Origin of the sequence: Kitasatospora setae KM-6054 (assembly GCF_000269985.1) — a bacterium.
Classification (GTDB): domain Bacteria; phylum Actinomycetota; class Actinomycetes; order Streptomycetales; family Streptomycetaceae; genus Kitasatospora; species Kitasatospora setae.
Genome location: NC_016109.1, coordinates 6,093,650 through 6,117,649 on the forward strand (window position 1 = coordinate 6,093,650; position 24,000 = coordinate 6,117,649).

Annotated in this window: 20 protein-coding genes and 1 tRNA gene; 9 read left to right on the forward strand and 12 right to left on the reverse strand. The window is 74.6% G+C overall.

Annotated elements, in window-relative coordinates; translation table 11 throughout:
- Nucleotides 1-15: 15 nt before the first annotated feature.
- Complete coding sequence (locus tag KSE_RS26955; protein ID WP_014138520.1) at nucleotides 16-966, reverse strand: PrsW family intramembrane metalloprotease; 951 nt, start codon at nucleotides 964-966, stop codon at nucleotides 16-18.
- 127 nt (nucleotides 967-1,093) lie between these two features.
- Here KSE_RS26955 and KSE_RS26960 point away from each other — a divergent pair, with 127 nt between their 5' ends.
- Nucleotides 1,094-2,275, forward strand: coding sequence for a PP2C family protein-serine/threonine phosphatase (locus tag KSE_RS26960; protein WP_014138521.1), 1,182 nt, complete (start codon nucleotides 1,094-1,096; stop codon nucleotides 2,273-2,275).
- Nucleotides 2,276-2,292: 17 nt separating this feature from the next.
- On the opposite strand, the gene KSE_RS26965 is transcribed toward KSE_RS26960, so the two are convergent.
- The gene (locus tag KSE_RS26965) at nucleotides 2,293-3,981 is read right to left on the reverse strand and encodes a bifunctional 3'-5' exonuclease/DNA polymerase (protein WP_014138522.1); all 1,689 of its coding nucleotides are present in this window, start codon (nucleotides 3,979-3,981) and stop codon (nucleotides 2,293-2,295) included.
- 233 nt (nucleotides 3,982-4,214) lie between these two features.
- Here KSE_RS26965 and KSE_RS26970 point away from each other — a divergent pair, with 233 nt between their 5' ends.
- Nucleotides 4,215-6,242 (forward strand): M3 family metallopeptidase, encoded by a 2,028-nt coding sequence (locus tag KSE_RS26970; protein WP_014138523.1) that lies wholly within the window; start codon nucleotides 4,215-4,217, stop codon nucleotides 6,240-6,242.
- A 90-nt stretch (nucleotides 6,243-6,332) separates the two neighbouring features.
- On the opposite strand, the gene KSE_RS26975 is transcribed toward KSE_RS26970, so the two are convergent.
- The gene (locus KSE_RS26975) at nucleotides 6,333-6,941 is read right to left on the reverse strand and encodes a TetR family transcriptional regulator (RefSeq protein WP_014138524.1); all 609 of its coding nucleotides are present in this window, start codon (nucleotides 6,939-6,941) and stop codon (nucleotides 6,333-6,335) included.
- A gap of 164 nt (nucleotides 6,942-7,105) precedes the next feature.
- On the opposite strand from KSE_RS26975, the gene KSE_RS26980 reads away from it, so the two are divergent.
- On the forward strand, nucleotides 7,106-8,323 hold the full coding sequence (locus KSE_RS26980) for an acyl-CoA dehydrogenase family protein (protein ID WP_014138525.1): 1,218 nt from the start codon (nucleotides 7,106-7,108) through the stop codon (nucleotides 8,321-8,323).
- Nucleotides 8,324-8,382: 59 nt separating this feature from the next.
- Here the strand turns inward: KSE_RS26980 and KSE_RS26985 are convergent, their stop codons facing one another.
- Both KSE_RS26985 and KSE_RS26990 read right to left on the reverse strand, forming a co-directional pair.
- Nucleotides 8,383-9,228: an enoyl-CoA hydratase/isomerase family protein gene (locus KSE_RS26985; RefSeq protein WP_014138526.1), complete on the reverse strand. Its 846-nt coding sequence runs from the start codon at nucleotides 9,226-9,228 to the stop codon at nucleotides 8,383-8,385.
- 101 nt (nucleotides 9,229-9,329) lie between these two features.
- Entirely contained in the window at nucleotides 9,330-9,890 is a 561-nt protein-coding gene (locus KSE_RS26990; RefSeq protein WP_033259866.1) for a GNAT family N-acetyltransferase, read from the reverse strand.
- A gap of 52 nt (nucleotides 9,891-9,942) precedes the next feature.
- Between KSE_RS26990 and KSE_RS26995 the strand changes: the two genes are divergently transcribed.
- A complete protein-coding gene (locus KSE_RS26995; RefSeq protein WP_014138528.1) occupies nucleotides 9,943-10,557 on the forward strand; it encodes a TetR/AcrR family transcriptional regulator in 615 nt (204 codons plus the stop codon).
- 140 nt (nucleotides 10,558-10,697) lie between these two features.
- On the opposite strand, the gene KSE_RS27000 is transcribed toward KSE_RS26995, so the two are convergent.
- Nucleotides 10,698-10,770, reverse strand: a tRNA-Arg gene (locus tag KSE_RS27000).
- Between the two features lie 749 nt (nucleotides 10,771-11,519).
- On the opposite strand from KSE_RS27000, the gene KSE_RS45935 reads away from it, so the two are divergent.
- From KSE_RS45935 to KSE_RS27025, 5 genes are all read left to right on the forward strand, one after another.
- Nucleotides 11,520-12,134 (forward strand): single-stranded DNA-binding protein, encoded by a 615-nt coding sequence (locus tag KSE_RS45935; protein WP_014138529.1) that lies wholly within the window; start codon nucleotides 11,520-11,522, stop codon nucleotides 12,132-12,134.
- Nucleotides 12,135-12,449: 315 nt separating this feature from the next.
- Nucleotides 12,450-13,832 (forward strand): Cys-Gln thioester bond-forming surface protein, encoded by a 1,383-nt coding sequence (locus KSE_RS27010; protein ID WP_033259867.1) that lies wholly within the window; start codon nucleotides 12,450-12,452, stop codon nucleotides 13,830-13,832.
- Between the two features lie 231 nt (nucleotides 13,833-14,063).
- Nucleotides 14,064-15,728: an energy-dependent translational throttle protein EttA gene (gene ettA / locus KSE_RS27015; protein WP_014138531.1), complete on the forward strand. Its 1,665-nt coding sequence runs from the start codon at nucleotides 14,064-14,066 to the stop codon at nucleotides 15,726-15,728.
- A gap of 116 nt (nucleotides 15,729-15,844) precedes the next feature.
- The gene (locus KSE_RS27020; protein ID WP_014138532.1) at nucleotides 15,845-16,288 is read left to right on the forward strand and encodes an acyl-CoA thioesterase; all 444 of its coding nucleotides are present in this window, start codon (nucleotides 15,845-15,847) and stop codon (nucleotides 16,286-16,288) included.
- Nucleotides 16,289-16,334: 46 nt separating this feature from the next.
- Nucleotides 16,335-17,057, forward strand: coding sequence for a hypothetical protein (locus tag KSE_RS27025; RefSeq protein WP_014138533.1), 723 nt, complete (start codon nucleotides 16,335-16,337; stop codon nucleotides 17,055-17,057).
- Between the two features lie 63 nt (nucleotides 17,058-17,120).
- On the opposite strand, the gene KSE_RS27030 is transcribed toward KSE_RS27025, so the two are convergent.
- From KSE_RS27030 to KSE_RS27055, 6 genes are all read right to left on the reverse strand, one after another.
- A complete protein-coding gene (locus KSE_RS27030; protein WP_014138534.1) occupies nucleotides 17,121-17,531 on the reverse strand; it encodes a globin in 411 nt (136 codons plus the stop codon).
- 81 nt (nucleotides 17,532-17,612) lie between these two features.
- Nucleotides 17,613-18,740, reverse strand: a complete 1,128-nt coding sequence (locus KSE_RS27035; protein WP_014138535.1) for an ABC transporter permease — start codon at nucleotides 18,738-18,740, stop codon at nucleotides 17,613-17,615.
- The gene (locus KSE_RS27040; RefSeq protein WP_014138536.1) at nucleotides 18,737-19,681 is read right to left on the reverse strand and encodes an ABC transporter ATP-binding protein; all 945 of its coding nucleotides are present in this window, start codon (nucleotides 19,679-19,681) and stop codon (nucleotides 18,737-18,739) included. Before KSE_RS27040 ends, KSE_RS27035 begins: the two co-directional genes overlap by 4 nt.
- Nucleotides 19,682-19,820: 139 nt before the next feature.
- The gene (locus KSE_RS27045) at nucleotides 19,821-21,287 is read right to left on the reverse strand and encodes an FHA domain-containing protein (protein ID WP_014138537.1); all 1,467 of its coding nucleotides are present in this window, start codon (nucleotides 21,285-21,287) and stop codon (nucleotides 19,821-19,823) included.
- Nucleotides 21,288-21,330: 43 nt separating this feature from the next.
- Nucleotides 21,331-22,659 (reverse strand): vWA domain-containing protein, encoded by a 1,329-nt coding sequence (locus KSE_RS27050; RefSeq protein WP_014138538.1) that lies wholly within the window; start codon nucleotides 22,657-22,659, stop codon nucleotides 21,331-21,333.
- 63 nt (nucleotides 22,660-22,722) lie between these two features.
- The gene (locus KSE_RS27055; RefSeq protein ID WP_014138539.1) at nucleotides 22,723-24,000 is read right to left on the reverse strand and encodes a PP2C family serine/threonine-protein phosphatase; all 1,278 of its coding nucleotides are present in this window, start codon (nucleotides 23,998-24,000) and stop codon (nucleotides 22,723-22,725) included.

The following is a 24,000-nucleotide window of genomic DNA, read 5'->3' on the forward strand; positions in this document are numbered from 1 at the left end:
CCGCCACCCGAACGGTCAGGCCGGCGCGGGCGCCCGCTCCTCGCGGCGCACCAGGGCCCGCAGCCAGAGCAGGCCGAGCAGCGAGACCAGCAGCAGGCCGAGCAGGTCGTACAGGGTGTACAGGTGCACCTGCCGCTGGGTGGGCTGCGGCAGGTAGCCGTTGGCGAACAGCTGCTTCTGCAGGTCGCTGGTGGTGGTGCGGACGACCAGCCAGACCGCGATGCCGTTCATGCTGTCCCACAGCGCGTGCAGCAGCGAGACGCCCAGGTAGGTGAGCAGCACCGGGGCGGTGAACCGGAAGTGCGGGCCGCGGCGCTCGCGGAACAGCACGCCGCCGAGGATGGCGGTCCACAGGATGTGGCCGACCGGGGCGAGCAGGCCGCGCAGGATCTCGGTCTCCACCAGGTTCCGCAGCGACAGGCCGTGGATGGTCAGCACCGCGTTGAACGCGTACCCGGCGCTCTCGAACGCGGCGAAGCCCGCGCCGACGGTGGCGCCCAGCGCCAGGCCGTACCTGAGGCCGCGGACCGGGAGGCTCCGGGCCACCAGGACCAGCGCGAAGAGCTTCACCGCCTCCTCGATCAGGCCGACCCCGAGGTACATCCAGACCGACGGCGAGAGCAGGTAGGTCTCCAGCACCGAGGCGCCCAGCACGCCGATGATCCCGCCGACGCCGAAGCAGGCGAGGATCCTGCCCGGGCCGACGTCCGAGGCGAACCGCTCGTACGCCCAGACGGTGAAGACGGCCGGGACGAGGAAGCTGCCCAGCAGCACCACGGTCGGCACCAGGTTGCTGTTGCCGGTGGCGAAGGTGACCAGCACGGTGGCCGCCCACAGGGCCAGGCCGAGCAGCAGGAGCTTGAGCCAGTACCGGGTCGGGGCGGGGGTGCCCCGGCGGGGCGGGGGTACGTTCGGGCGGCCGCTCGGGTTGCCGTAACTCGGGGGTGTCGTGCCGTAATCGGACATCCGGGAGCCCTTCCGCGCCGCGTACGTGTGGTGAACGTACGGTATGACAATTTGAGGTCTTTGGCCCGTGTTGTCCGCATTTCGCCCGGACGGAGCAGGGCGGCCGGAGGTCCGATATGTTCGGAAGGTGCACCTTCGACGCGGTGGCGGCGGCCGGATCGGCCCGGCCGGCGGCGTACCGCCCAGCCGGCAGCGCCGGGCCCTGCTGGCCACCGACCTGCAAGACCTCTCGCTGCTGCGCCGGGCCGCCCCCGCGCTGACCGCCATCGCCGTCGTCTCGCTCGCCGACTACCTCTCCGGGCCCGACCGCTACCTCGCCCCGCTGATGGTCGTCGTCCCCTCCGTCGCCGCGCTCACCCTGCGGCCGCGCGAACTCCTCGCGGTCTGCTTCCTCGGCCTGATCGCGCTGCTCGGACTCAGCCGCTACGACCAGGTCGCCGACTTCGGCGACCACCGGTTCCTGTACGGCGCGATGGTCAGCTACGTCGCCGTCGCCGCGCTGAGCGCCGGCATCGCCGAACTGCGGATGCGACGAGCCGCGGCCTTCGCGGCCGTCAGCTCGGTCGCGGAGGCCGCCCAGCGCGCGCTGCTGCGCCAGCCCGAACCGGTCGTCGGACCGCTGCGGCTGGCCGTGCGGTACGTCTCCGCCGCGGACGCCGCCCGGATCGGCGGCGACCTGTACTCCGTCCTGGACACCCCGTACGGCACCCGGGTGCTGGTCGGCGACGTCCGCGGCAAGGGGCTCGGCGCGGTGCAGACCGCCGCGGTGGTGCTCGGCGCGTTCCGGGAGGCCGCCTACGACGAGGAGGCGCTGTCCGACGTCGCCGGGCGGATCGAGGCCAGCATGCACCGGCACGTCCCCGACGGGGAGTTCACCACCGCGGTGTTCGCCGGCTTCCGCGAACCCGGCAGCGTCGACCTGCTGCACCTCGGCCACGTCCCGCCGGTGCGGGTGCACCCCGACGGGACCAGCGAGACCGTCGACTTCGCCGACCCCTGGGTGCCGCTCGGCCTCGGCCACCTGGTCGCCGGCCGCCCCCGCCCCACCGCCGTGCCGTTCGGCCCGCGCGACGTCCTGGTGCTCTGCACCGACGGCGTGGTCGAGGCCAAGGGCGCCCGCGACGGCGCCTTCTACCCGCTCGCCGAACGGGCCGGCCCGCTCGTCCGCGACGGCTGGCGCTCCCTCGCCGACCTCGACGCCGCCGTCGCCCGCCTCTACGCCGACCTGCTCGTGCACGCCGGCGGCGAACTCGGCGACGACGCCCTGCTGCTGCTGGTCACCCGGCCGGCACCGGACGGGCCCGGGTAGCGGCGCGCGCCGCGCGACTACTTCGCGTCGCCGTAGCAGTCGACCACCGCGGTGGTCAGCGGGAAGCGGACCGGGGTGTCGCCGAAGACCAGCGCGGTGGCCTCCTCGGCGGCCTCGGCGACGGCGGCGGCCACGGCGTCGGCGAGGTCGGCCGGGGTGTGCACGACGACCTCGTCGTGCTGGAAGAAGACCAGGTGCGGCCGGTCGCCGCCGGAGTGCAGGACGGCCAGCCGGCGGCGCAGCGCGGCCAGCAGGGCCAGCGCCCAGTCGGCGCCGCTGCCCTGGATGACGAAGTTGCGGGTGAAGCGGCCCCGGGCGCGGGCCGAGCGGCCGCCCGCCTCGCCGGACTCCGGGGCCTCGGTCAGGTCGAGCCAGTCGGCCGAGGGGGGCGGGCAGACCCGGCCCAGCCGGGAGGCGACCACGCCGCCGTCCTCCCCGGTGCGGGCCGCCGCCTCCACGTACCCCATGGCGTCCGGGTAGCGGCGGCGCAGCGTGTTCAGCAGCGGGCCGATGCCGCCGCCGGTCTGGCCGTACATCGCGCCGAGCAGGCCGAGCTTGGCCTGCTCGCGGTCGCCGTGGAACGCGGACGCGGCCAGCGCCGCGTACAGGTCGCCGCCGGCCGCCGTCCGGGCCAGGCCGGCGTCCCCGGAGAGGGCGGCCAGCACCCGGGGCTCCAGCTGGGCCGCGTCCGCGACGACCAGCAGCCAGCCGGGATCGGCGACCACCGCGCGGCGCAGGGTGCGCGGGATCTGCAGCGCGCCGCCGCCCCGGGAGGCCCAGCGGCCGGTCACCACGCCGCCCACCACGTACTCCGGGCGGAACCGGCCGCCGCGCGCCCAGGCCGCCTGCCAGGCCCAGCCGTGCGCCGCGTGCAGCCGGGACAGCTCCTTGTAGCGCACCAGCAGGGCCGCCGCCGGGTGGTCGACCGCCTTCAGCTCCCAGGAGCGGGTCGAGGAGAGCTGGACGCCCCGGTCGGCGAACGCCTTGATCACCTGGGTGTGCGAGTCGAGGTTGAACGGGCGGGCGCCGAGCGCCCGCTGCACCTCCAGGGCCAGCTCGGCGAGCTTCGCCGGCTGGGTGCCCGGGATCGCCGGGCGCGGGCCCAGCAGCTCGGTCAGCAGCGCGTCGTGCACGTCCGCCCGCCAGGGCAGGCCGTCGTGCGCCATCTCGCAGGCCAGCAGCGCGCCCGCCGACTCCGCCGCCACCAGCAGCCGGAACCGGGACCTGGCCGCCGGGTCGGCGATCGCCGCCAGCCGCCGCACCTGCTCGGCGTGGACCGCCACGGTGGCCTCCAACGGGTCCGCGCCCGGCGGGAGCTGGAGCCGGTCCGGGGCGAACAGGCCGTCCTCGTCGGGCAGCGCGCCCTCCGGCAGGTCGGCCGGCACCGGCAGGCCGCGCAGCCGCGACCAGGCCGCGCCCAGCGAGCGCGGCGCCCCGAACCGGCCCTCCCGGCCGAGCAGCAGGGCCTCGGTCAGCCGCAGGTCGTGGCAGCGCGCCAGTCGGACCGGCAGGGCGGCGACCAGCGGCCCGTACGCGGTGTCCGCCGTCGGCCACACCCAGCGCGGGGCGTGCGCGGCCTCCACCGCCGCCACCGCCTCGGCCAGCCGCGGCGCGGGCTCCGGCGGGCCCAGCGGCGCGCCCTCCTCGTCGAGCGGCTGCAGCCGGCCGCCGGGGCCGTGCGGGTCGGGCACCAGGGCGTACCGCACCGGCGGCGGCTCCTCTCGGACACGGGGACGGACTGGTGCGTTTCGATCCACCAGGCAGGACCTGTCGACGGTAGCCGGTGGCACCGACAACCGGCGCCAGGCGCCGCCGGACGGTGGACGAACGGACCGGCGCCGGACGGCCGGAGGGGGCGCGGGGCCGGAACCGGCCGTCCGGACGGCGGCTTGCCGTGACGGTGTTCCGCCACGATCCCGGGGGCCGTAGGGTCGCGTCCATGAGCGACAACCCCTTCTTCTCGCCCAGCACCCTGGTGTACGAGCTCCCGCCCTTCGCCGAGATCCGGGAAGAGCACTACCGCCCCGCCTTCGACCGGGGCATGGCCGACCAGCTCGCCGAGACCGCCGCGATCGCCGCGAACCCCGAGCCGCCGACCTTCGACAACACCGTGGTGGCACTGGAGCGTTCGGGAGCGGTACTGCGCCGGGTCTCGGCGGTCTTCTTCAACCAGGACGCCTCCGACACCACCCCCGGCATCCAGGAGATCGACGCCGCGATCAGCCCCCTGCTGGCCGCGCACGCCGACGCGATCCACCTCGACGCGGCCCTGTTCGCCCGCCTCGACGCCCTGCACGCGGACCGCCACCGGCTCGGCCTGGACGCCGAGTCGCTGCGCCTGCTGGAACGCCGGCACACCGCCTTCGTCCGGGCCGGCGCCCGGCTCGACGCCGACGGCCAGCGCCGGCTGCGCGAGATCAACGCCGAACTCGCCTCCGACGCCGCCGCGTTCCGCAAGAACACGCACGAGGCCTCGCTGGCCGGCGCGGTCGCCGTGGACAGCGCCGACGCCCTCGACGGCCTGTCCGCCACCGCGATCGCCGCCGCCGCCGAGAACGCCCGCGCCCTCGGCCAGGACGGCCGCTGGGTGCTCAGCCTGAAGAACTTCTCCAACCAGACCGAACTCGCCGCCCTCACCGACCGGGCCCTGCGCGAGCGCCTGCTCACCGCCTCGCTGCGCCGCGGCCTCGACACCAACGGCCCGCTCGCCGCGAAGATGGCCGCGCTGCGCGCCGAACGCGCCGCCCTGCTCGGCCACCCCAGCCACGCCTCGTACGTGGTCGCCGACGAGACCGCCGGCACCACCGACGCGGTCGCCGCGATGCTCGGCCGGCTGGTCGCCCCCGCCGTCGCCAACGCCGAGCGCGAGGCCGCCGACCTGGCCGCCGCCGCGGCCGCCGACGGGATCGGCGAACTCGCCGCCCACGACTGGGCGTTCTACGCGGAGAAGGTCCGGGCCGAGCGCTACGACGTGGACACCGCCGCGCTGCGCCCGTACTTCGAACTGGAGCGGGTGCTGCGGGACGGCGTCTTCTTCGCCGCGAACCTCGCCTACGGGCTGTCCTTCACCGAGCGGCCCGACCTGACGGCGTACCACCCCGACGCCCGGGTCTTCGAGGTGCACGACGCGGACGGCGGCGCGCTCGGCCTGTTCATCGGCGACTTCCACGCCCGCGAGTCCAAGCGCGGCGGCGCCTGGATGAACGAACTCGTCGCCCAGTCCCGGCTGCTGGGCACCCGCCCGGTGGTCGTCAACAACCTGAACATCGCCCGCCCGGCCCCCGGCGAGCCCGCGCTGCTCAGCTGGGACGAGGTGCGCACGCTGTTCCACGAGTTCGGGCACGCGCTGCACGGCCTGTTCTCGGACGTCGAGTACCCCTCGTTCGCCGGGACCGAGGTGCCGCGCGACTTCGTCGAGTTCCCGTCCCAGGTCAACGAGATGTGGATGACCCGGCCCGAGGTGCTCGCGCACTACGCCCGCCACCACGAGAGCGGCGAGCCGCTGGACGCCGCCGCGGTCGGGCGGATGCTCGCCGCCGAGAACTACGGGCAGGGCTTCCGGACGGTCGAGTACCTGTCGGCCGCGCTGCTCGACTGGGCCTGGCACACCCGCGCCGCCACCGACCCGGTCGTCGCGGACGCCGCGGAGTTCGAGGCCCGGGCGCTCGCCGAGGCGGGCGTCGCGGTCGCGGCGGTGCCGCCGCGCTACCGCACCGGGTACTTCAACCACGTGTTCTCGAACGGGTACAGCGCCGGGTACTACGCCTACATCTGGTCCGAGGTGCTGGACGCCGACACCGTCGAGTGGTTCGGCGCGAACGGGCGCGGCGTGCGGGAGAGCGGGCAGCTGTTCCGCGAGCGGCTGCTGGCCCGCGGCGGCAGCCGGGACGCGCTGGAGAGCGTCCGGGACGTGCTCGGGCGGGAGCCGGAGATCGGGCCGCTGCTCGCCCGGCGCGGACTGCGGTAGGACGGCGCACCCCCGCCCCCCGCGCCCCCGCCGTGCGTGCGTGCGCGGGGGCGCGGGGGCGCGCTCGTGCTTCCGCGGGGTCCGGCGGGCTCAGCCCTCCGGGGCGGCCAGCATCGGCGGCAGGTCGGCGGCCGCCGAGAGCCGGCCCCAGAGCAGGTCGGCGAGGGCCTGCACCATCCGGGCGCGCGGGCAGGGGCGGGTCTCCAGCCACCAGTCGCCGGCCGCCAGCACCATGCCGGTGATCGAGCGGCCCCAGGTCTCGGAGAGCAGTGGGCCGTCCCGGCCGAGGTCGATCTGCTGCTGGATGGCGCGGGTGATCTCCTCGGCGATCCGCCGCAGCGCGGGCGCCAGCGCGTTGCCCGCGCCGGTCGGGTCGCCGGGCTCGGGGTGGGTGAGCAGCCGGTACACCTGCGGGCGGGACTCGATCGCGGCCAGGTAGACGTCCAGCACGTGCTCGACCCGGTCGCGGCGCTCCAGCGGCTCGTTCAGCGCGGAGCGGACGGCGGCCAGCAGGCCGGCGGTGTGGCGCTCGGTCAGCGCGCCGATCAGGCCGTTCCGGTCGCCGAAGTGCCGGTACAGGATCGGCTTGGTGATGCCGGCCTCGGCGGCGATCGCGTTCATGCTGGCGCTCGGGCCCTCGCGCTGGACGACCCGGTCGGCGGCGTTGAGCAGTTGTTCGCGGCGGGGTTCGGCGGTCATGCGCTGCTCCTGGGACGGGAGGGTGGGCGGCGGGTCCGGGGCGGTGGCCCGGCGGGCGTTGACACCGGTTACCTATCGGTAGCAGACTCGCCGCCATGTTACCGGAGGTAACAGCGCAGTGGCGCGGACCCTCCGGCCCGCACCGCCGTCCCCTGGAGGCCGACATGACCACCTTCTCGCTCGACCCCGGGCCGGACCAGATCGCCGTCCGCGACTGGCTGCACGGCTTCGCCGCCGACGTCGTCCGCCCCGCCGCCGCGGAGTGGGACGAACGCGAGGAGACCCCCTGGCCGATCATCCAGGAGGCCGCCAAGCTGGGCATCTACTCGCTCGACTTCTACGCCCAGCAGTTCTTCGACCCGTCCGGCGTCGGCATCCCGATCGCCATGGAGGAACTGTTCTGGGGCGACGCCGGCATCGGCCTCGCCATCACCGGCACCACGCTGGCCGCCGTCGCCGTGCTCGCCAACGGCACCGACGAGCAGATCGGCACCTGGGCCCCGCAGATGTTCGGCACCCCCGAGGAGGTCAGGCTCGCCGCGTTCTGCTCCTCCGAGCCCGACGCCGGCTCCGACGTCTCCGCGCTGCGCACCCGCGCCGTCTACGACCAGGCCAAGGACGAGTGGGTGCTGAACGGCACCAAGACCTGGGCCACCAACGGCGGCATCGCGCACGTCCACGTCGTCGTCGCCACCGTCGACCCCGAGCTCGGCGCCCGCGGCCAGGCCTCGTTCATCGTCCCGCCCGGCACCCCGGGCCTCAGCCAGGGCCAGAAGTTCAAGAAGCACGGCATCCGCGCCTCGCACACCGCCGAGGTCGTCCTCGACGGCGTCCGCGTCCCCGGGCACTGCCTGCTCGGCGGCAAGGAGAAGCTCGACGCCCGCCTCGCCCGGGCCCGCGAAGGCACCCGCGGCAGCGGCAAGAACGCCGCCATGGCCACCTTCGAAGCCTCCCGACCCGCCGTCGGCGCGCAGGCCGTCGGCATCGCCCGCGCCGCGTACGAGGTCGCCCTCGACTACGCCGGGACCCGCGTCCAGTTCGGCAAGCCGATCATCGAGAACCAGGGCGTCGCGTTCCAGCTCGCCGACATGAAGACCCGGATCGACGCCGCCCGGCTGCTGGTCTGGCGCGCCTCCTGGATGGCCGCCACCCACCAGCCGTTCACCGCCGCCGAGGGCTCGATGTCCAAGCTGTACGCCGGGGAGACCGCCAAGTTCGTCACCGAGCGGGCCATGCAGATCCTCGGCGGCAACGGCTTCACCCGCGAGTACCCCGTCGAGCGGATGCACCGGGACAGCGCCATCTACACCGTCTTCGAGGGCACCAGCGAGATCCAGCGGCTGGTCATCGCCCGGGCCGTCTCGGGCGCGCCGATCCGCTGACGGCCGCGCCCCGCTTCCGGCCGTACCGGCGGCGCCCGCCGGTACGGCCGCCGCCGGGCTCAGAACCTCGGCTCGCGGCGCTCCAGGAACGCGGCCAGGCCCTCGTGGACGTCCGGCGCCGTCCGGGACGCGCGCTCCCACGGCGCCAGCGCGGCGGCCGCCTCCGCCGGGTCCGCCGACAGCACGGCCTTCACCGCGCCGATCGTCTGCGGCGAGCGGCCCGCCAGCAGCCGGGCGAACTCCCGTGCCCGGGCGTCCAGTTCCGCCGCCGGGACGACCTCGTCCAGCAGGCCGAACGACTCCGCGCGGGCGGCCGGCAGCAACTCGCCCGAGAACAGCAGGTACTTGGCCCGGGCCGGGCCCACCAGCGCGGCCAGCCGCAGCGTCGGCACCGCCGGGTACACCACGCCCAGCTTGGCCGGGGTGATGCCCAGCCGGGCGTCATCGGCGGCCAACCGCAGGTCGCAGGCCAGCGCCAACTGGCAGCCGCCGCCCACGCAGGCGCCCCGGACCACCGCCAGCGTCGGGCGCGGGAACGCCGCCAGCGCCTCCTCGGCCGCCACGTTCCGGGCGTGGTACGCGTCGGCGGCGGCCGGATCGGCGTACACCCCGGCCAGCTCCGCGATGTCCGCGCCCGCCGAGAACGCGCCCGCCGCGCCCGTCAGCACCAGCACCCGGACGTCCGGCCGCCGCGCCAGCGCCGCCAGCACCTCCGGCAGCGCCCGCCACATCGCGTCGGTCACCGCGTTGCGCCGCGCGGGCCGGTCCAGCAGCAGCGTGGCCACCCGGTCCGGGCCCACCCAGCAGCGCAACCCCGGCGCGCCCGCGGGCAGTTCGACGTCCGCCGGGCCCGGGCGGTCCAGCGGGTGGGCGGTGCTCGCGGGCACGGCGGGCGTGGCGGACATGGCGGGCCTCTCGGGGGGACGGTGCCGGGCCGCCAGCCTTTCACGCGGGCCCGGGCCGGACCACGTGATCCGCGTCAACCCGGCGGGGCCGGTCCGCGGGCTCAGCCGGCGCCCCCGCGGGCGGCGCGCCACTCCGGGGCCAGCATCGACCAGATCTCCAGGTCCAGCCGGACGCCCAGGTGTTCGGTGTGCTTGCGGAGCGTGCCGTCCAGCGTCATGCCCAGCCGCCGGGCGCAGGCCCGGCTGCGCAGGTTGACGGTGCTGTTCCACCACTCGGCGCGGTACAGGCCGCGTTCGAGCAGCGCGTAGTCCAGCAGCCGGCGGGCGGCCGCGGTGACCAGGCCGCGGCCCTGGGCGGCGGGCTCGGTCCACACGCCGATCTCGCAGACCCCGGCCGCCGCGTCGAACTGGACGAACATCACGCCGCCCACCAGTGTGCCGTCCAGCCATATCCCGTGGATCCGCCCGGTGTCGGCGGCCTGCTTGTCGGCGAACTTCCGCAGCGTCGCGCGGGCGGATTCCAGATCGGTGCTCCGGGACGCCCACGGGATCCACGGATCGATTCCGGCCCGGGCCCGGTCCATGTGCTCCAGGAACTCCTCGGCCTGCCACGGCTCCAGCGGGCGGAGCTCGGCGTCCTCGGCGAGCGCTACGGCGTACATCGGCATCCCCTCGAAGGTACGTAACAAACGTTGGGTAGGTACCCTAGCGCGCATGACACCACCCGCACGAGGCGACCACGAAGCCCGCCGGCGCGACGTCTCGGAGGCGGTCTGGCGGGTCCTCGCCGACCGCGGCTTCGGCGGCCTCACGCTGCGCGCGGTCGCCGCCGAACTCGGCGCCTCCACCGGACTGCTCACCCACTACTTCCCCCACAAGCGCGCCCTGGTCGCCCACGCGCTGGAGGTCCTCGACCGGCAGGCCGCCGAACGCCGCCGCCCCGCCACCGAGGCCGCCGCCACCTCCCGCGGCCTGCCCGTGCTGCGCGCCGCGCTGCTCGACGTCCTCCCGCTGGACGCGGACGGCGAGGCCGGCAACCGGATCTGGGTCGGCTCCTGGGACGCCGCCCTCGGCGACCCCGAACTCACCGCCGGCCACGCCGAGCGCTACCGCCGGGCCCGCCGGCGGATGACCGAACTCTGCGCCCAGGCCCAGGAGCTCGGCGACCTCCCGGCCGACCGCCCGGCCGCCGACCTGGCCGCGCTGGCCCAGTCCTTCGCCCTCGGGCTGGTCGTGCAGGCGCTGTTCGCCCCCGGGGAGTTCCCGCCCGCGCGCCAGCGCGCCCTGCTGGACGACTTCCTGGCGGGCCTGGCGGCGGGGGAGCGCTGACCGGAGGACGGCGCGGGGCCGCGACCGGCGGCGGGGCCGGGGTCGGGGTCGGGGGAGTGACGGGGCGGTTGCCCGCTGTGCCCGGGAGGCGGTGGCGGAGTGCTCACGCTGCGGCATCGGGGCCGGTCGGAACGGGTGGGTGCCCCCAGCAGGATTCGAACCTGCGACCTACCGCTTAGAAGGCGGGTGCTCTATCCGCTGAGCTATGGGGGCCGGGGTGCTGACGTCGGCCCGCTTGCCGGGCCTGGGCCGGGACGGGATGTTCCGGGACAGGATACGGGTGTTCAGTTCCGCCGCCCCGACTTCGCAGACCGGACAGGGGTGTGTCGGCCTCCGCGGGGCGGTCCGATAATCGCAGGTAGCGCCGGGGAGTGCAGCGCTCTACCGGCTCTCGGGGCGGGACGTTGTGCAGTCGTTACGGGGCTGCGACCTGACCCGTTATGGATTCGGCGCGGACAATCGCCCGGAGCGGCCCACGGGTGGGGGCGTGTTTAGGGGTTCCATCGGTCGGATGACATGGACGGGGCGAGTCGGCGGCCACCCGTTCGTGGTTTCGGCGGTGACTCCGAGGTGTCCGCCGGGTGTGCGGGCGGCTGCCGGAAGGGGCGGTCGAAGGGAGTGCCCGAACGGTCCTTGTGGCGGAAGGCGGCGGAAGGCGACGGCCGGGGGCGGGTGGGGCGGGGGCGCGGGGAGGCGGTCGGGGGCCGGTCGGCGGGGCGGATCGGGCCTATTCGGCGCGGGTGTCGGACTATTGTCGTGAGCACGTCATTCAAATGGTCGATTTCCGACCGAAAAGCGGCCCGATTCACCCCTGGGAGGTACTCCGGTTTTCCACAGGCCCGGGTTTTCCACAGGCGGCCGGAAGGCGCTGGTACGGATTTCCCGGAAGGCGGAGGATCTTTCCCGGCGGGGATTCCGCCGGGAAAGGGCGCCGACCGCGGCGGCCGGGAACGGAGACGGGAATGGACGAGGCACTGGTGACGATCGTCGGCAACGCCGCGTCGGGCGTGACGTACCGGGAGACGCCCGGCGGGGTGGCGGTGGCGAACTTCCGGCTCGCCGCCCGGGAGCGGCGCTACGACCGCGAGCGCGGCGACTGGACGGAGGGCGAGACGACCTGGGTGACGGTGGTCGCCTGGCGCCGGCTGGCGGTCAACGTGGTCAGCTCGGTGAACAAGGGCGACCCGCTGCTGGTGAGCGGGCGGCTGCGGGTGCGCGAGTGGGGGGAGGAGGGGAGCAGGCGGACGGAGGTGGAGATCGACGCTCGCTCGGTCGGCCACGACCTGGCCCGCGGCACCTCGGCGTTCCGGCGCGGTCTGGAGGGCAAGTCGCCGCCCCAGCAAGGTGGTTCGGGTGCGAGTGGTCTCGGCGCCACGGGCCCGGCCGGCCCCGGCGGGCCGGCGGCGGGCGGCTCCGGGGCGGGCGGGCCGCGGGCGGTGCGGCTGGTGGAGGAGGCCGTTCCGGACTGGATCGTGGCGGCGGTCGCGGCCCGGCGCGGGGCGGGGGAGGGCGGCGCGGCCGACGGCGGTGCGGCCGGGGAAGGGGGTGCGGATGTGACCCAGGAGGTTCTGAACTGACGGAATCCGGGCACTTCTTGGGCCCGGGAGTGCAATCCTGATTGCGACGGCGGCGCCCCGTGCCTTTATGTCGACACATCAACCCGCGCTGGTGATCAGCTCTTTGATAACAGAACAGCCACGATATCGTCCTGATTCGCCACGGCCCTGGAGTGGCCGGATCCCGTCAATAGGATGCGTCTGGTCCAGACACGTGCAGCGGCGCCGCAGGGAGCGCCGCTTTGCAGGGGCGGGTTGCCACTGGCACGTCGCCGCCCGAAGGGATCCCACATGTTCCACAAGCAGGGGCGGGCTGTCTCCCGCATCGTTGCTGTCATGCTCGCGTCCGGTCTCACGGTCGGCTCGGGCCTGCTCGCGGCCGGTGCGGCGGCCGCGGCCGACGGCACGTCGGGAGTGACGGCGAAGATCGTCAAGGGTGCCGACGACAAGGAGTACGTCACCTACCCCGACCCGAAGACCGGCCACCAGCAGCGCACCGAGGCCGGGCCCTTCTTCATCCGGATCGGCGACAGCGAGGTGCGGCTGCCGGTCTACTGCATCGACCTGCTGAACGGCGCCTCCTGGGAGGCCGACTACCACGAGACCGACTGGGACTCCAGCTCGCTCAAGGACAACCCCGGCGCCGGCCCGAAGGTCCTCTGGATCCTGAAGAACTCCTACCCGGCCGTCGGCATCGACAAGCTGATAGCCGACTCCGGCGTCAAGAACCTCTCCAAGGCCGACGCCGCCGCCGCGACCCAGGTCGCCATCTGGTCCTTCTCCGACCCGGGCATCCCGGTCACCCAGGACGACGACGAGGCCAAGGCGTTCACCACCTGGCTGATCGCCCAGGCCAACGCGAAGGGCGGGGGCAGCGAGCCCAAGCCGACGCTCAGCCTCGACCCGGCCTCGGTCGGCGGCAAGTCCGGGACCACCCTGGCCCCGATCACCGTCACCGCCGGCGGCGGCACCGCCTCCGTCAAGGTCAGCCTCGGCAAGTCCGGCACCGACGCCCACGTCTCCCTGGTCGACGACAAGGGCGCCGAACTCAAGACCGTGAAGTCCGGCGACAAGATCTACGCCAAGGTCCCGGCGGACACCCCGGCCGGGCACGCCACCATCACCGCCGAGGGCAGCGCGACCTCCTCGGTCGGCCGCGCCTTCGTCGGCCGGATCGGCGACAAGCCCAGCCAGACCCTGATCCTGGCCGGCGAGGGCACCGTCCCGGTCTCCGCCAAGGCCGACATCAGCTGGGGCCTCGGCGCGGTGCCGACCGCCGACGCCGTGGTCGACTGCGCCAAGGGCGCCCTGGTGGTCACCCTCGGCAACAAGGGCGACAAGGACGCGGCCTTCAAGGTCGCCGGCAAGGACTACACGGTCAAGCCGGGCGGCACCCAGGCCGTCACCCTGCCGGTCAAGGAGGACGAGAAGTACGACGTCACCGTCACCGGCCCCGAGGGCTTCAGCAAGCAGTTCACCGGCCTGCTGAACTGCAAGACCGACAGCTCCACCCAGACCCCGACCCCGACCCCGTCGGCCTCGGGCTCCACCCCGGCCGCCCCGGCCCCGTCGGCCAGCCCGACCGGCCCCGAGCTCGCCTCCACCGGTGGTGGCATGGGCACCGGCCTGACCGCCGCCGCCGCTGCCGCGCTCGTCCTCGCCGGCGGTGCCGCGGTCTACGGCCTGCGCCGCCGCGGCCGCCACAGCCGCGCCTCCTGAACGACGCGCTGAACCCGCCCCGGCCCCGCGCCGGGACGGGGACGGCCCCGCCTCCCGAGACCGGGGGGCGGGGCCGTTCGCTTGACCGGGCCGCCCGCTGACCGGGCCGTCCGCGGCCAGCGGCCCCGGGGGCGGCGGGCGCCCCGACGGGCGTTCGGGACCGTCCCGGCCTTACGGCACAATGGAAGGCTGCAAGCCGATTACTCACGACGACGCCGGAGCGATCCCAACGTGGCGGAATACATCTACACCATGCGCAAGGTGCGCAAGGCACACGGCGACAAGGTCATCCTTGACGACGTGACGCTCAGCTTCCTCCCCGGGGCGAAGATCGGCGTCGTCGGCCCCAACGGCGCCGGTAAGTCGACCGTGCTGCGGATGATGGCGGGCCTCGACCAGCCCTCCAACGGCGACGCCTTCCTCTCGCCGGGCTTCACCGTCGGCATGCTCCAGCAGGAGCCCCCGCTCGACGAGACCAAGACGGTCCTGGAGAACGTCCAGGACGGCGTCAAGGAGGTCAAGGCCAAGCTCGACCGGTTCAACGAGATCGCCGAGCTGATGGCGACCGACTACTCCGACGAGCTGCTCGCCGAGATGGGCACCCTCCAGGAGGACCTGGACCACGCCAACGCCTGGGACCTCGACGCCCAGCTCGAGCAGGCCATGGAGGCCCTGGGCTGCCCGCCCGGAGACTGGGACGTCACCAAGCTCTCCGGCGGCGAGAAGCGCCGCGTCGCGCTCTGCAAGCTGCTGCTGGAGCAGCCCGACCTGCTGCTCCTCGACGAGCCCACCAACCACCTGGACGCCGAGTCGGTGAACTGGCTGGAGCAGCACCTCTCGAAGTACCCGGGTGCCGTCATCGCCGTCACCCACGACCGGTACTTCCTGGACAACGTCGCCCAGTGGATCCTGGAGCTCGACCGCGGCCGCGCCTACCCGTACGAGGGCAACTACTCCACCTACCTGGAGACCAAGCAGACCCGTCTCAAGGTCGAGGGCCAGAAGGACGCCAAGCGCGCCAAGCGGCTCAAGGAAGAGCTGGAGTGGGTCCGCTCCAACGCCAAGGGCCGCCAGGCCAAGTCGAAGGCCCGCCTCGCCCGGTACGAGGAGATGGCGGCCGAGGCCGACAAGATGCGGAAGCTGGACTTCGAGGAGATCCAGATCCCGCCGGGCCCGCGCCTGGGCAGCGTCGTCATCGAGGTCGACCACCTGAACAAGGCCTTCGGCGAGAAGGTCCTGATCGACGACCTGAGCTTCACCCTGCCGCGCAACGGCATCGTCGGCGTGATCGGCCCGAACGGCGCCGGCAAGACCACCCTGTTCAAGATGCTCCAGGACCTGGAGACCCCGGACAGCGGCACGGTCAAGGTCGGCGAGACCGTCAAGATCAGCTACGTCGACCAGAGCCGGGCCAACATCGACCCGAAGAAGACCCTCTGGGAGGTCGTCTCCGACGGCCTGGACTGGATCAACGTCGGCCAGGTCGAGATGCCGTCCCGGGCCTACGTGTCCGCGTTCGGCTTCAAGGGCCCGGACCAGCAGAAGCCGGCCGGGGTGCTCTCCGGCGGTGAGCGCAACCGCCTCAACCTGGCGCTGACCCTCAAGCAGGGCGGCAACCTGCTGCTCCTCGACGAGCCGACCAACGACCTCGACGTCGAGACCCTCTCCTCGCTGGAGAACGCGCTGCTGGAGTTCCCCGGCTGCGCCGTGGTCATCTCCCACGACCGCTGGTTCCTGGACCGGGTGGCCACCCACATCCTCGCCTACGAGGGCGAGAGCAAGTGGTTCTGGTTCGAGGGCAACTTCGAGTCCTACGAGAAGAACAAGATCGAGCGCCTCGGCGCCGACGCGGCCCGCCCGCACCGGGCGAGCTACAAGAAGCTGACCCGCGACTGACCCCCGGTCGCGCCGTCGGCCCGGCGGCCCGCCCCCCGAGGGCGGGCCGCCGGGCCGACGCCCGTAGGCTGCCGTACAGCTACCCACGGGTACGAATGACGCTTGAGGAGAACGACGTGGCCCGCCACATCTACGCCTGCCCGCTGCGCTGGTCCGACATGGACGCCTTCGGCCACGTCAACAACGTGGTCTTCCTGCGCTACCTGGAGGAGGCCCGGATCGACTTCATGTTCACCCAGGCCGCCGAGGCCGGCGCCGGGGAGTTCGCCGGCGGCTCGGTGGTGGCCCGCCACGAGATCGACTACAAGCGGCCGCTGGTGCACCGCCCCGCGCCGGTCACCATCGAGACCTGGGTGACGAAGATCGGCGGCGCCTCGCTGACCGTCTCCTACGAGATCAAGGACGTCGCCGAGGACGGCACCGAGACGGTGTACGTCACGGCCTCCACCGTGGTCGTCCCCTACGACCTCGCCGAGGGCCGGCCGCGCCGGATCAGCCCCGTCGAGCGGGAGTTCCTCGGCCGGTTCACGGACGAGCAGCCCGCCGGCCGCGCCGCCTGACCAGACCCGCGGACCCCGCCGCCCCGACGAAACGAGCTGACCCCCGGTGACCGTGCAGACCCGACTCGCCCTCGCCGACCAGCGGGAGGGCGCCGACCTGGCCGCCTTCCTCGGCCGGCTGCTGCGCTTCGACCGCGCCGCGGCCGTCCGGCTGCAGGCGGTCCCCGGCCCGGGCGGCGCGGGGGACGCGGACGTGGACGTGGACGGCGGCGGGGTGCTGGCGGTCTTCGGGCGGCTGCCGCTCGGCGGGGCCGCGGTCCTCGCGGTGCGCACCGTGCGGCTGGCCGGGCCGGTCGCGGCCGCCGACCTGACCGTCTCCGCCGGGCAGTTGCTGGAGGCGGTGGACGAGGCGGGCGCCGCGCTCACCCCGCCCGCGCCGGTCACCGGCCCGTCCTGGGCCGGGCTGCTGCCGCCGCGCTCCGGCTGGCAGCCGCTCGGGCGGCCGCCGGTCGACCGGGTGGTCGGCGAAGTGCTCGCCGCCGTCGAGGAGTTCAAGCGCCGCACCGCCGAGGTGCCGGACCACCACCGGACCAGGCAGGCGGTCGACGCGATCGCCGACGAGATCTGGTCCCGCCCGCTGGCCGCCGCCGAGGGCCTGCCGCTGCGGGCCGCGCACGCCGCCCACGCGATCGGCTTCCTGCGCCCCGGCACCCCGCTCGCCGCCCACCGGGCCGGGCCCTGGCTGCGGCTGGACGCCCCGGCCGGCTCGGTCGCGCTGCGCGCGGCGGCCGCGCCCGGCGCGGGCCTGGGCCTCAGCCCGCTGCGCTGAGCGGCCGCCCCCACCGGGGGAGCGGGGGCGGGGCGGGGACGGGGCAGCGGGCGAGGGCGGGCCTCAGCCCGCCGTGTTGACCATCGAGGCGGCGGCGTACGTCATGTAGTCCCACAGCTCGCGGTCGGCCTCGGCGGGCAGCGCCAGCTCGTCCAGGGCGGCGCGCATGTGCTTCAGCCAGGCGTCGTGCGCGGCCCGGTCGACCCGGAACGGGGCGTGCCGCATCCGCAGCCGGGGGTGGCCGCGGCGCTCGCTGTAGGTGCGCGGGCCGCCCCAGTACTGCATCAGGAACAGCGCGAAGCGCTCCTCGGCGGGGCCGAGGTCGTCCTCCGGGTACATCGGGCGGAGCAGCTCGTCCTGGGCGACACCCCGGTAGAAGAGGTGGACCAGCCGGCGGAAGGTCTCCTCGCCGCCGACCCGCTGGTAGAAGGTCTCCTCTTGTGCGGTGGTGGTCTCGCGCCCGGTGTCAGTCACCCGTCCATGGTCGCAGACGCCGACGGGGGCCGTACACCGGGACTTCCGGCGTACGACCCCCGTCCCGGGGCGGGCGCGGTGCTACGCGTCGTCCCAGTTGAAGAAGCGCCACGCGACGGCGCACAGCACCGCGGTGAAGCCCAGCAGGATGCCCATCGCGGGCAGCGCCTCGGCCAGGCCGCCGCCCTGGCTGAGCACCGACTTCGCCGGGACGATCAGGTAGCGCAGCGGCAGCGCCCGGGAGACGTCCTGCAGCCAGCTCGGCGCGAAGTCCAGCGGGATGAAGGCGCCGCCGAGGAACGACATCGGCAGGATGATCAGCTGGTTCATGCCGTTCGCCGACTCCTCGGTCTTCGCCAGCGAGCCGGTGACCAGCCCGATCGACATGAACGCGAGAGTGGCGCAGACCACCAGCGGGAGCACCAGCCACCAGTTGCCGGTGAGCTTCAGCCCGAAGTAGTCGATCTGCGCGACCAGCAGGAACAGCGCGGTCTGCGCCATCGCGACCAGCACGCTGACCAGCACCCGGGCGCCGACGATGGTGCCCGCCGAGATGGGCGCCAGCCGCAGCCGGCGCAGCACCCGCTTCTTGCGCCAGGTGACCAGGGTGAAGGAGGCGCCGTAGACCGCGCCCATGGCGACCGCGTAGGCGAGCAGGCCCGGGGTCAGGTACTGGATCGGCTTGACCGAGTCGTCCTCCACCTTGGAGGCGTCCAGGGTGAACTTCTGCGGGGCGTTCGAGGCGGCCTGGTTGGCGCCCTGCACCAGCGAGTTGACGATGCCCTGCACGGTGGCGGACTTGACCTGGTCGGACTGGCTGAAGCGGAGCACCAGGGTGCCGTCCGGCTTCTCCAGCACCACGCCGTCCAGTTCGCCCTTCCTGACCTTGGCGAGGGCGTCGGTCTCGCTCAGGCCGGTGGTGATCTCCAGCGCGTCCAGCGAGTCGCCGGCGTGGGCGCGGGCGTCGTCCAGGACCTTGACCTGGCCGATCTGGGCGACCTTGACGTGCGAGCTGCCGCCGCCCTTGTAGAGGACGCCGAACAGCAGCAGGAACATCAGCGGCAGCGCGAGGGTGAAGAACAGCGTGCCCTTGTCGCGCAGGAAGCCCAGCAGCATCACCCGGGACAGGCCGACGAAGGCGTTGGCCCTCTCCCGGCCCGCGGCGGCCGGGGCCGGGGCGGGCGCCGGGGTCCGTTCGGTGGCGGTCATGCCCGGTACTCCCGTCCGGTCAGCTGGAGGAAGACGTCCTCCAGGGTGGCGCCGCGGACTTCGAGGCCGCGCAGCGCGTTCTGCTCGGCCAGCACGGCGAGCACCGGGCCGGGGTCGGTGGTGGAGAGCGCCAGCGTGACGCCGTCGTCCTCCAGGTTGGCGTGCTCCGCGCCCGCGGCGGCGAGCAGGTCGCGGGCCCGGTCGGCGGTCAGCAGGCCGGACTCGATCCGGACCCGGACGGTGTCGTCGATCTCGCGGACCAGCGCGGCCGGGGCGCCGGTCTTCAGCACCCTGCCGTGGTCCATCACCGAGACGCGGTCGCAGAGCACCTCGGCCTCGTCCAGGTAGTGCGTGGTGAGGACGACGGTGCGGCCCTCGGCGTTGATGTCGCGCAGCAGGTCCCACAGGTTGCGGCGGGCCTGCGGGTCGAGGCCGGTGGTCGGCTCGTCCAGGAACACCAGCTCCGGGTCGTGCACCAGGGCGCAGGCGATGGAGAGCCGCTGCGCCTGGCCGCCGGACATCTTGTCGGTCAGCACGTTCGCGGACTCGGTCAGGCCGACCCGCTCCAGCATGGTGTCGGCCGCCTTCGGGCCGATGCCGTAGAACGACGCGAAGGTGCGGATGGTCTCCCGCGCGCTCAGCTTGTTGAAGAACGCGGACGCCTGGAACTGGACGCCGATCCGCGGCAGCAGCTTCGGGTTGCGCGGCCACGGCGACAGGCCGAGCAGCTCGACCCGGCCCTCGTCGGCCTCCCGGATGCCCTCCAGGATCTCCAGCGTGGTGGTCTTGCCGGCGCCGTTGGGCCCGAGCAGACCGTAGAACTCGCCAGTCGCGACGGAGAGCGACACCCCGTCGACGGCCTGGACATCCCCGTACCGCTTCCGGATCCCGTCCGCGGTTATCGCTTCACTCATGGGGCGAAGCGTAGGGGGTCGGGGCATATCCGACGAGCACTTTTGTGCGAATTTTGAGCAGGTGGTGTCAGGGTCGGACGCGGTCCGGCCCGCGCCCGGGGAGTCCAACTCCCGGGGCGCGGGCCGGTGGTGACGGCAAATCAGCCGACGTGCCGCTGACGTGTCGTCAGGCCAGGTGCACCGTGATGGTGGTCCAGGCGCCGACGTGGATCCGGTCGCCGTCGTTCAGCGGGATCGCGGTGTGCGGCGGCAGGGTGTCCGGGCTGCCGTTCATGGTGGTGCCGTTGGTGGAGTCCTGGTCGACCACCACCCAGCTGCCGTCCGGCTGCTCGGCCAGCAGGGCGTGGTGGTGCGAGGCGCCCGGGTCCTCCGGGGAGACCGACAGGTCGATCTCCGGCACGGTGCCGCGCTGCTGGCTGCGCCGGCCGATCCGCAGCTGGCCGCGGCCGGTCAGCGGCACCCGCCGCTCCGCCGTGTACTGCGGGAAGTACAGGCCGGACGCCTCCGGGCCGCTGCGGGTCATCATGTCGGTGAAGTACTCGTGGTCCGGCGCCACCACCGCGAACCAGGTGCCGCGCTGCTGCTGCGGCGCGCCGCCCTGCTGCTGCCCGGGCGGGGTCAGCCGGAACGACGTCCCCGAGTCCTGGCCCGGCTGCGGGCCCGACCCCGGCCCGGACGGCTCGGCGTACACCGGGCCGGTCCGCTCGTAGTCGACGTCCGGGAACGCCGCCGCCGGGGACTTCTCGAACGCGGGCGCGGCGGGCGCGGCGGCCTGCGCCGCCTGCTCGTACGGGGAGCGCGGCGGCTCGTACGGCGACTGCGGCTGCTGCGGCGGCTGGGGCCGCTGGGGCTGCTGGGGCTGTTCGTAGGGCGACTGCGGCCGCTCGTACGGCGACTGCGGCTGCGGCGGGGCCGCGGGCGGCTCGTACGGGGAGCGCGGCGGCTCGTACGGGGACTGCGGCTGCGGCGGGCGCTGCGGCTGCTCGTACGCGGGCGGGGCCGGCGGCTCGAAGGCGGGCGGGGCGGCCGGGGGCGCGGCGGCGGGCGGCGGGAAGCCGTAGCCCTGCGGCGGCTGGTGGCCCTGCGGCGGCGCGGGCGGCGGCTGGTGGCCGAGCGGGCCGGGCGCGGCGCCCGGCGGGCGGGCCGAGGTGGCCAGGTTGTAGTCGTAGCCGCACTCCTCGCAGTACCGGCCGGTCTGCGGGCTGCGGCAGATCGGGCAGGTCACCAGCCCGGTGGTGGGCGGGGGCAGCGGCGGGGCGCCGTACGGGCCCGGCGCGGCGGGGCCGGTGGGGGTGCCGGCCGGCGGGGTCGGGGTGCGGCGCGGCTCGAAGTAGCCGCCACCGCCGGCCTGGGTGCCGGCCGGCGGGGTGCTGCCCGGTCCGACCGGCGGGTAGCCGGAGGAGGCGTAGGAGGGCGGCGGGCCGGGCGGACCCGGCGGCGGCGCGGCGGGACCGCCGTACTGCCCCTGGGCACCGGGCTGGCCCTGGGCGCCGGGCTGCCCTTGGGCGCCGGGCTGGGCCGGGCCGTTCGGGAAGCCGGGGATCGCCAGGCCGGGCGGCGGTGACATCGGGAAGCCGCAGTAGTCGCACCAGTCCTCGGCCTGTGACTCGTGTCCCCTAGGGCAGATCGGCATCAGGTCCCCACTCCAGCAGGTTCGGGTCCGGCGGGTGTCCGGCTCACTTCTTCACGCGCACGGTCTTCGTCGACCGGGTCTCAAGGGTCATCGAGTCGGCCTCGCTCACGTTCTTACGGAACCGAACGGTACCCTCCCGCTCGTCGACCACGTCCACCACCTTCCGCAGCAGCTTGAGGGTGCCCTCGTTGCCGCTGCCGTACGCCAGCCGGACGGCGGCGCCCAGTTTGGCGCTCGCGAGCTCCAAGTCGCCCGCCCGGTGGGCCTCCAGGCCGTCGCGGATCGAGTCGGCCAGCTCGGCCTGCCCGGTGTAGTGCGCGACCTGCGGGCTGATCCGGGTCGAGGAGGCCAGGTCGTCCGTCCACACGGCGCGGACCAGGCCCTGGCCGAGCACCTCGGCGGTGCCGTCGGGCTGCGGCAGGACCAGGCTGATCCGGGCCGCCAGCATCTCGCTGCCGACCGCCGCCGCCGGGACCTCCAGGCAGACGTGGTAGTCGCGGGACTCGTCGCCCCAGGACCCGGTCGGGTAGTCCCCGGACCTCGGCCCGGCCTCGGCCCGCCGCTCGCTGAGGTCCTCGACGGCGGGCGCCGCCTGCTTGACGAACTTCACCCGGGCGCCGACCGGCGTCCACACCCGCAGCGCGACGTCCGCGACCTGCTTGCCCATCGCGGCGGACATCATCGCCCGGAAGTCCTCGGCCAGGCCGGAGGACTCGGCGACGATGTCGACCGTCCCGAGCAGCGCGGAGGAGATCTTCCGCAGCTCGGCGACCTCCCAGTCGGTGCCGACGCCGCGGCAGTCGGCGGTGAAGTAGCCGGCCGCCGCGTCCAGCGAGCGCTGCAGGTCGGCGGGCTTCTCGTGCTCGTTGCGGCCGTCGGTGAGCAGGATGGCGTGCCGGATCGACGCCTCCGGGTGGGAGGCGAACAGCTGCTGCGCCTTGGCTATCCAGGTGCCGATCGCGGTGCCGCCGGACGGGTTGAGGCGGCGCAGCGCCTCCTTGGCCTGCTCGCGGGTGGCCCGGTCGGCGACCGCCAGCCGGTTGTTGCCCGGGTAGACGTCGCCGGCCTGGTGGGTGCCGGCCACCACGGCGAAGGCCACGCCGTCGCGCAGCTCGTCGATGGCGGCGGCGGTGGCCTCGCGGGCGTGCCGCATCTTCCCGGCCGGGTGCTCCATCGAGCCGGAGCAGTCGATCACCAGCACCACGGCGGCGCCCGGCCCGGGGGCGCCGATCGGCCGGCCGCCGGAGGTGCCGCCGCCGGTCGCGGTGACCGTGACGATGGCGTTGACCTCCTGGGATCCCTGGGCGAGGTACTCGTTCTGGAAGACGTCGACGTCGAACCGGGGCGCGTCGGGCTTGGACAACGAGGCCATGCGGAGAACTCCTGTCGGAGGAATCGGTGGCGGTGTCGGCGGTGGTGCGGGTGGCGCGGTGGATCAGTCTTCGGCGGGCGCGGGCGCGGGCACGGCCGGCGGTGCGGCGGGCGGCGGCGGGACGGCGGCGGCTCCCGCCGGCGCGGCGCCCACCGGCGCGGGCACGGTCGGCGGTGCGGCGGGCGGCGCGGGCACGGTGGCGGGCGCGGCCGGTGCGGCGGGGGCCGCCGGCGGGGCGGCCGCGCGGAGCGGCACGGTGGCGTCGTCCGCGTCGGCGGCGGAGCGCGGCAGCGGCACCGGCACGTCGAGCAGGGTGCTGTCGTGGGCGGGCGGGGCGGTCCGCGGGTCGATCGGCAGGACCGCGACGGTGATGTTGTCGTGCCCGCCGCGTTCGACCGCGAACCGGACCAGCTCCCGCGCGGTGGCGAGCGGTTCGGTCCGGGCGTCGGCGCGGACCACGAACGCCAGGTCGGTGGCGGCCTCGGCGTAGTTCCACAGGCCGTCGGTGCAGATCAGCAGCACGCCGGGGACGTGCGGGGTGAAGCTGACGGTGTGCGGGTCGAGGTCCTCGGCGTCGGCGCCGAGCCAGCCGGTGATGGCGTGGGCGCGCGGGTCGGCGTACGCCTCGGCCTCGGCCATCAGCTGGGCGGCGACCATCCGGGCCGCCCAGGAGTCGTCCTCGGTGAGCCGGTACGGTTCGGCGGACTCGCGGTCGTCCGGGATCCAGTAGGCGCGGGTGTCGCCGACCCAGCCGATGGTGACCAGGCCGCCGGAGCTGATCGCGCTGACGTAGGTGCAGGCGGGCGCGTTGCTGTGCCGGCCGTCGGGGGCGGTGCCGTCGTGGGCGAGCGCGGTGACGGCCCGGTTGGCGGCGCCGATCGCCTCGCGCATCGCCTGGCCGGGTTCGCGGCCGGCGGTCAGCGCGGCGACCAGCGAGTCGGCGGCGGCGGTGACGGCGGTGGCGGACGCCTCGTCCGGGCGGGACGAGGAGGAGACGCCGTCGCAGACCACGGCGAGTACCGCGGGCGCGCCCTCGGGGCCCTCGGCGGTGGCGGCGGTGAACGCGTCCTCGTTGCGGTGGTGGCGCAGGCCGCGGTCGGAGACGGCGGCGACGCCGGTCAGTTCCAGTTCCTGGTGGTCGCGTTCGCGCGGCTGGGCCTGCCCGCACCGCTGGCACCAGCCGTCGGCGAGGTCGGCGGAGCCGCAGTGCGGGCAGCTGGGCACGACGGGCAGGTCGCGCAGGGTCGGCGGCCCGGTCAGGGCGGTGCCGCAGGCCCCGCAGAAGGCGTCCTGGGGCCTCAGCGGTTCGGCACAGTTCGGGCACTCGGTCTGCTGCGGCAT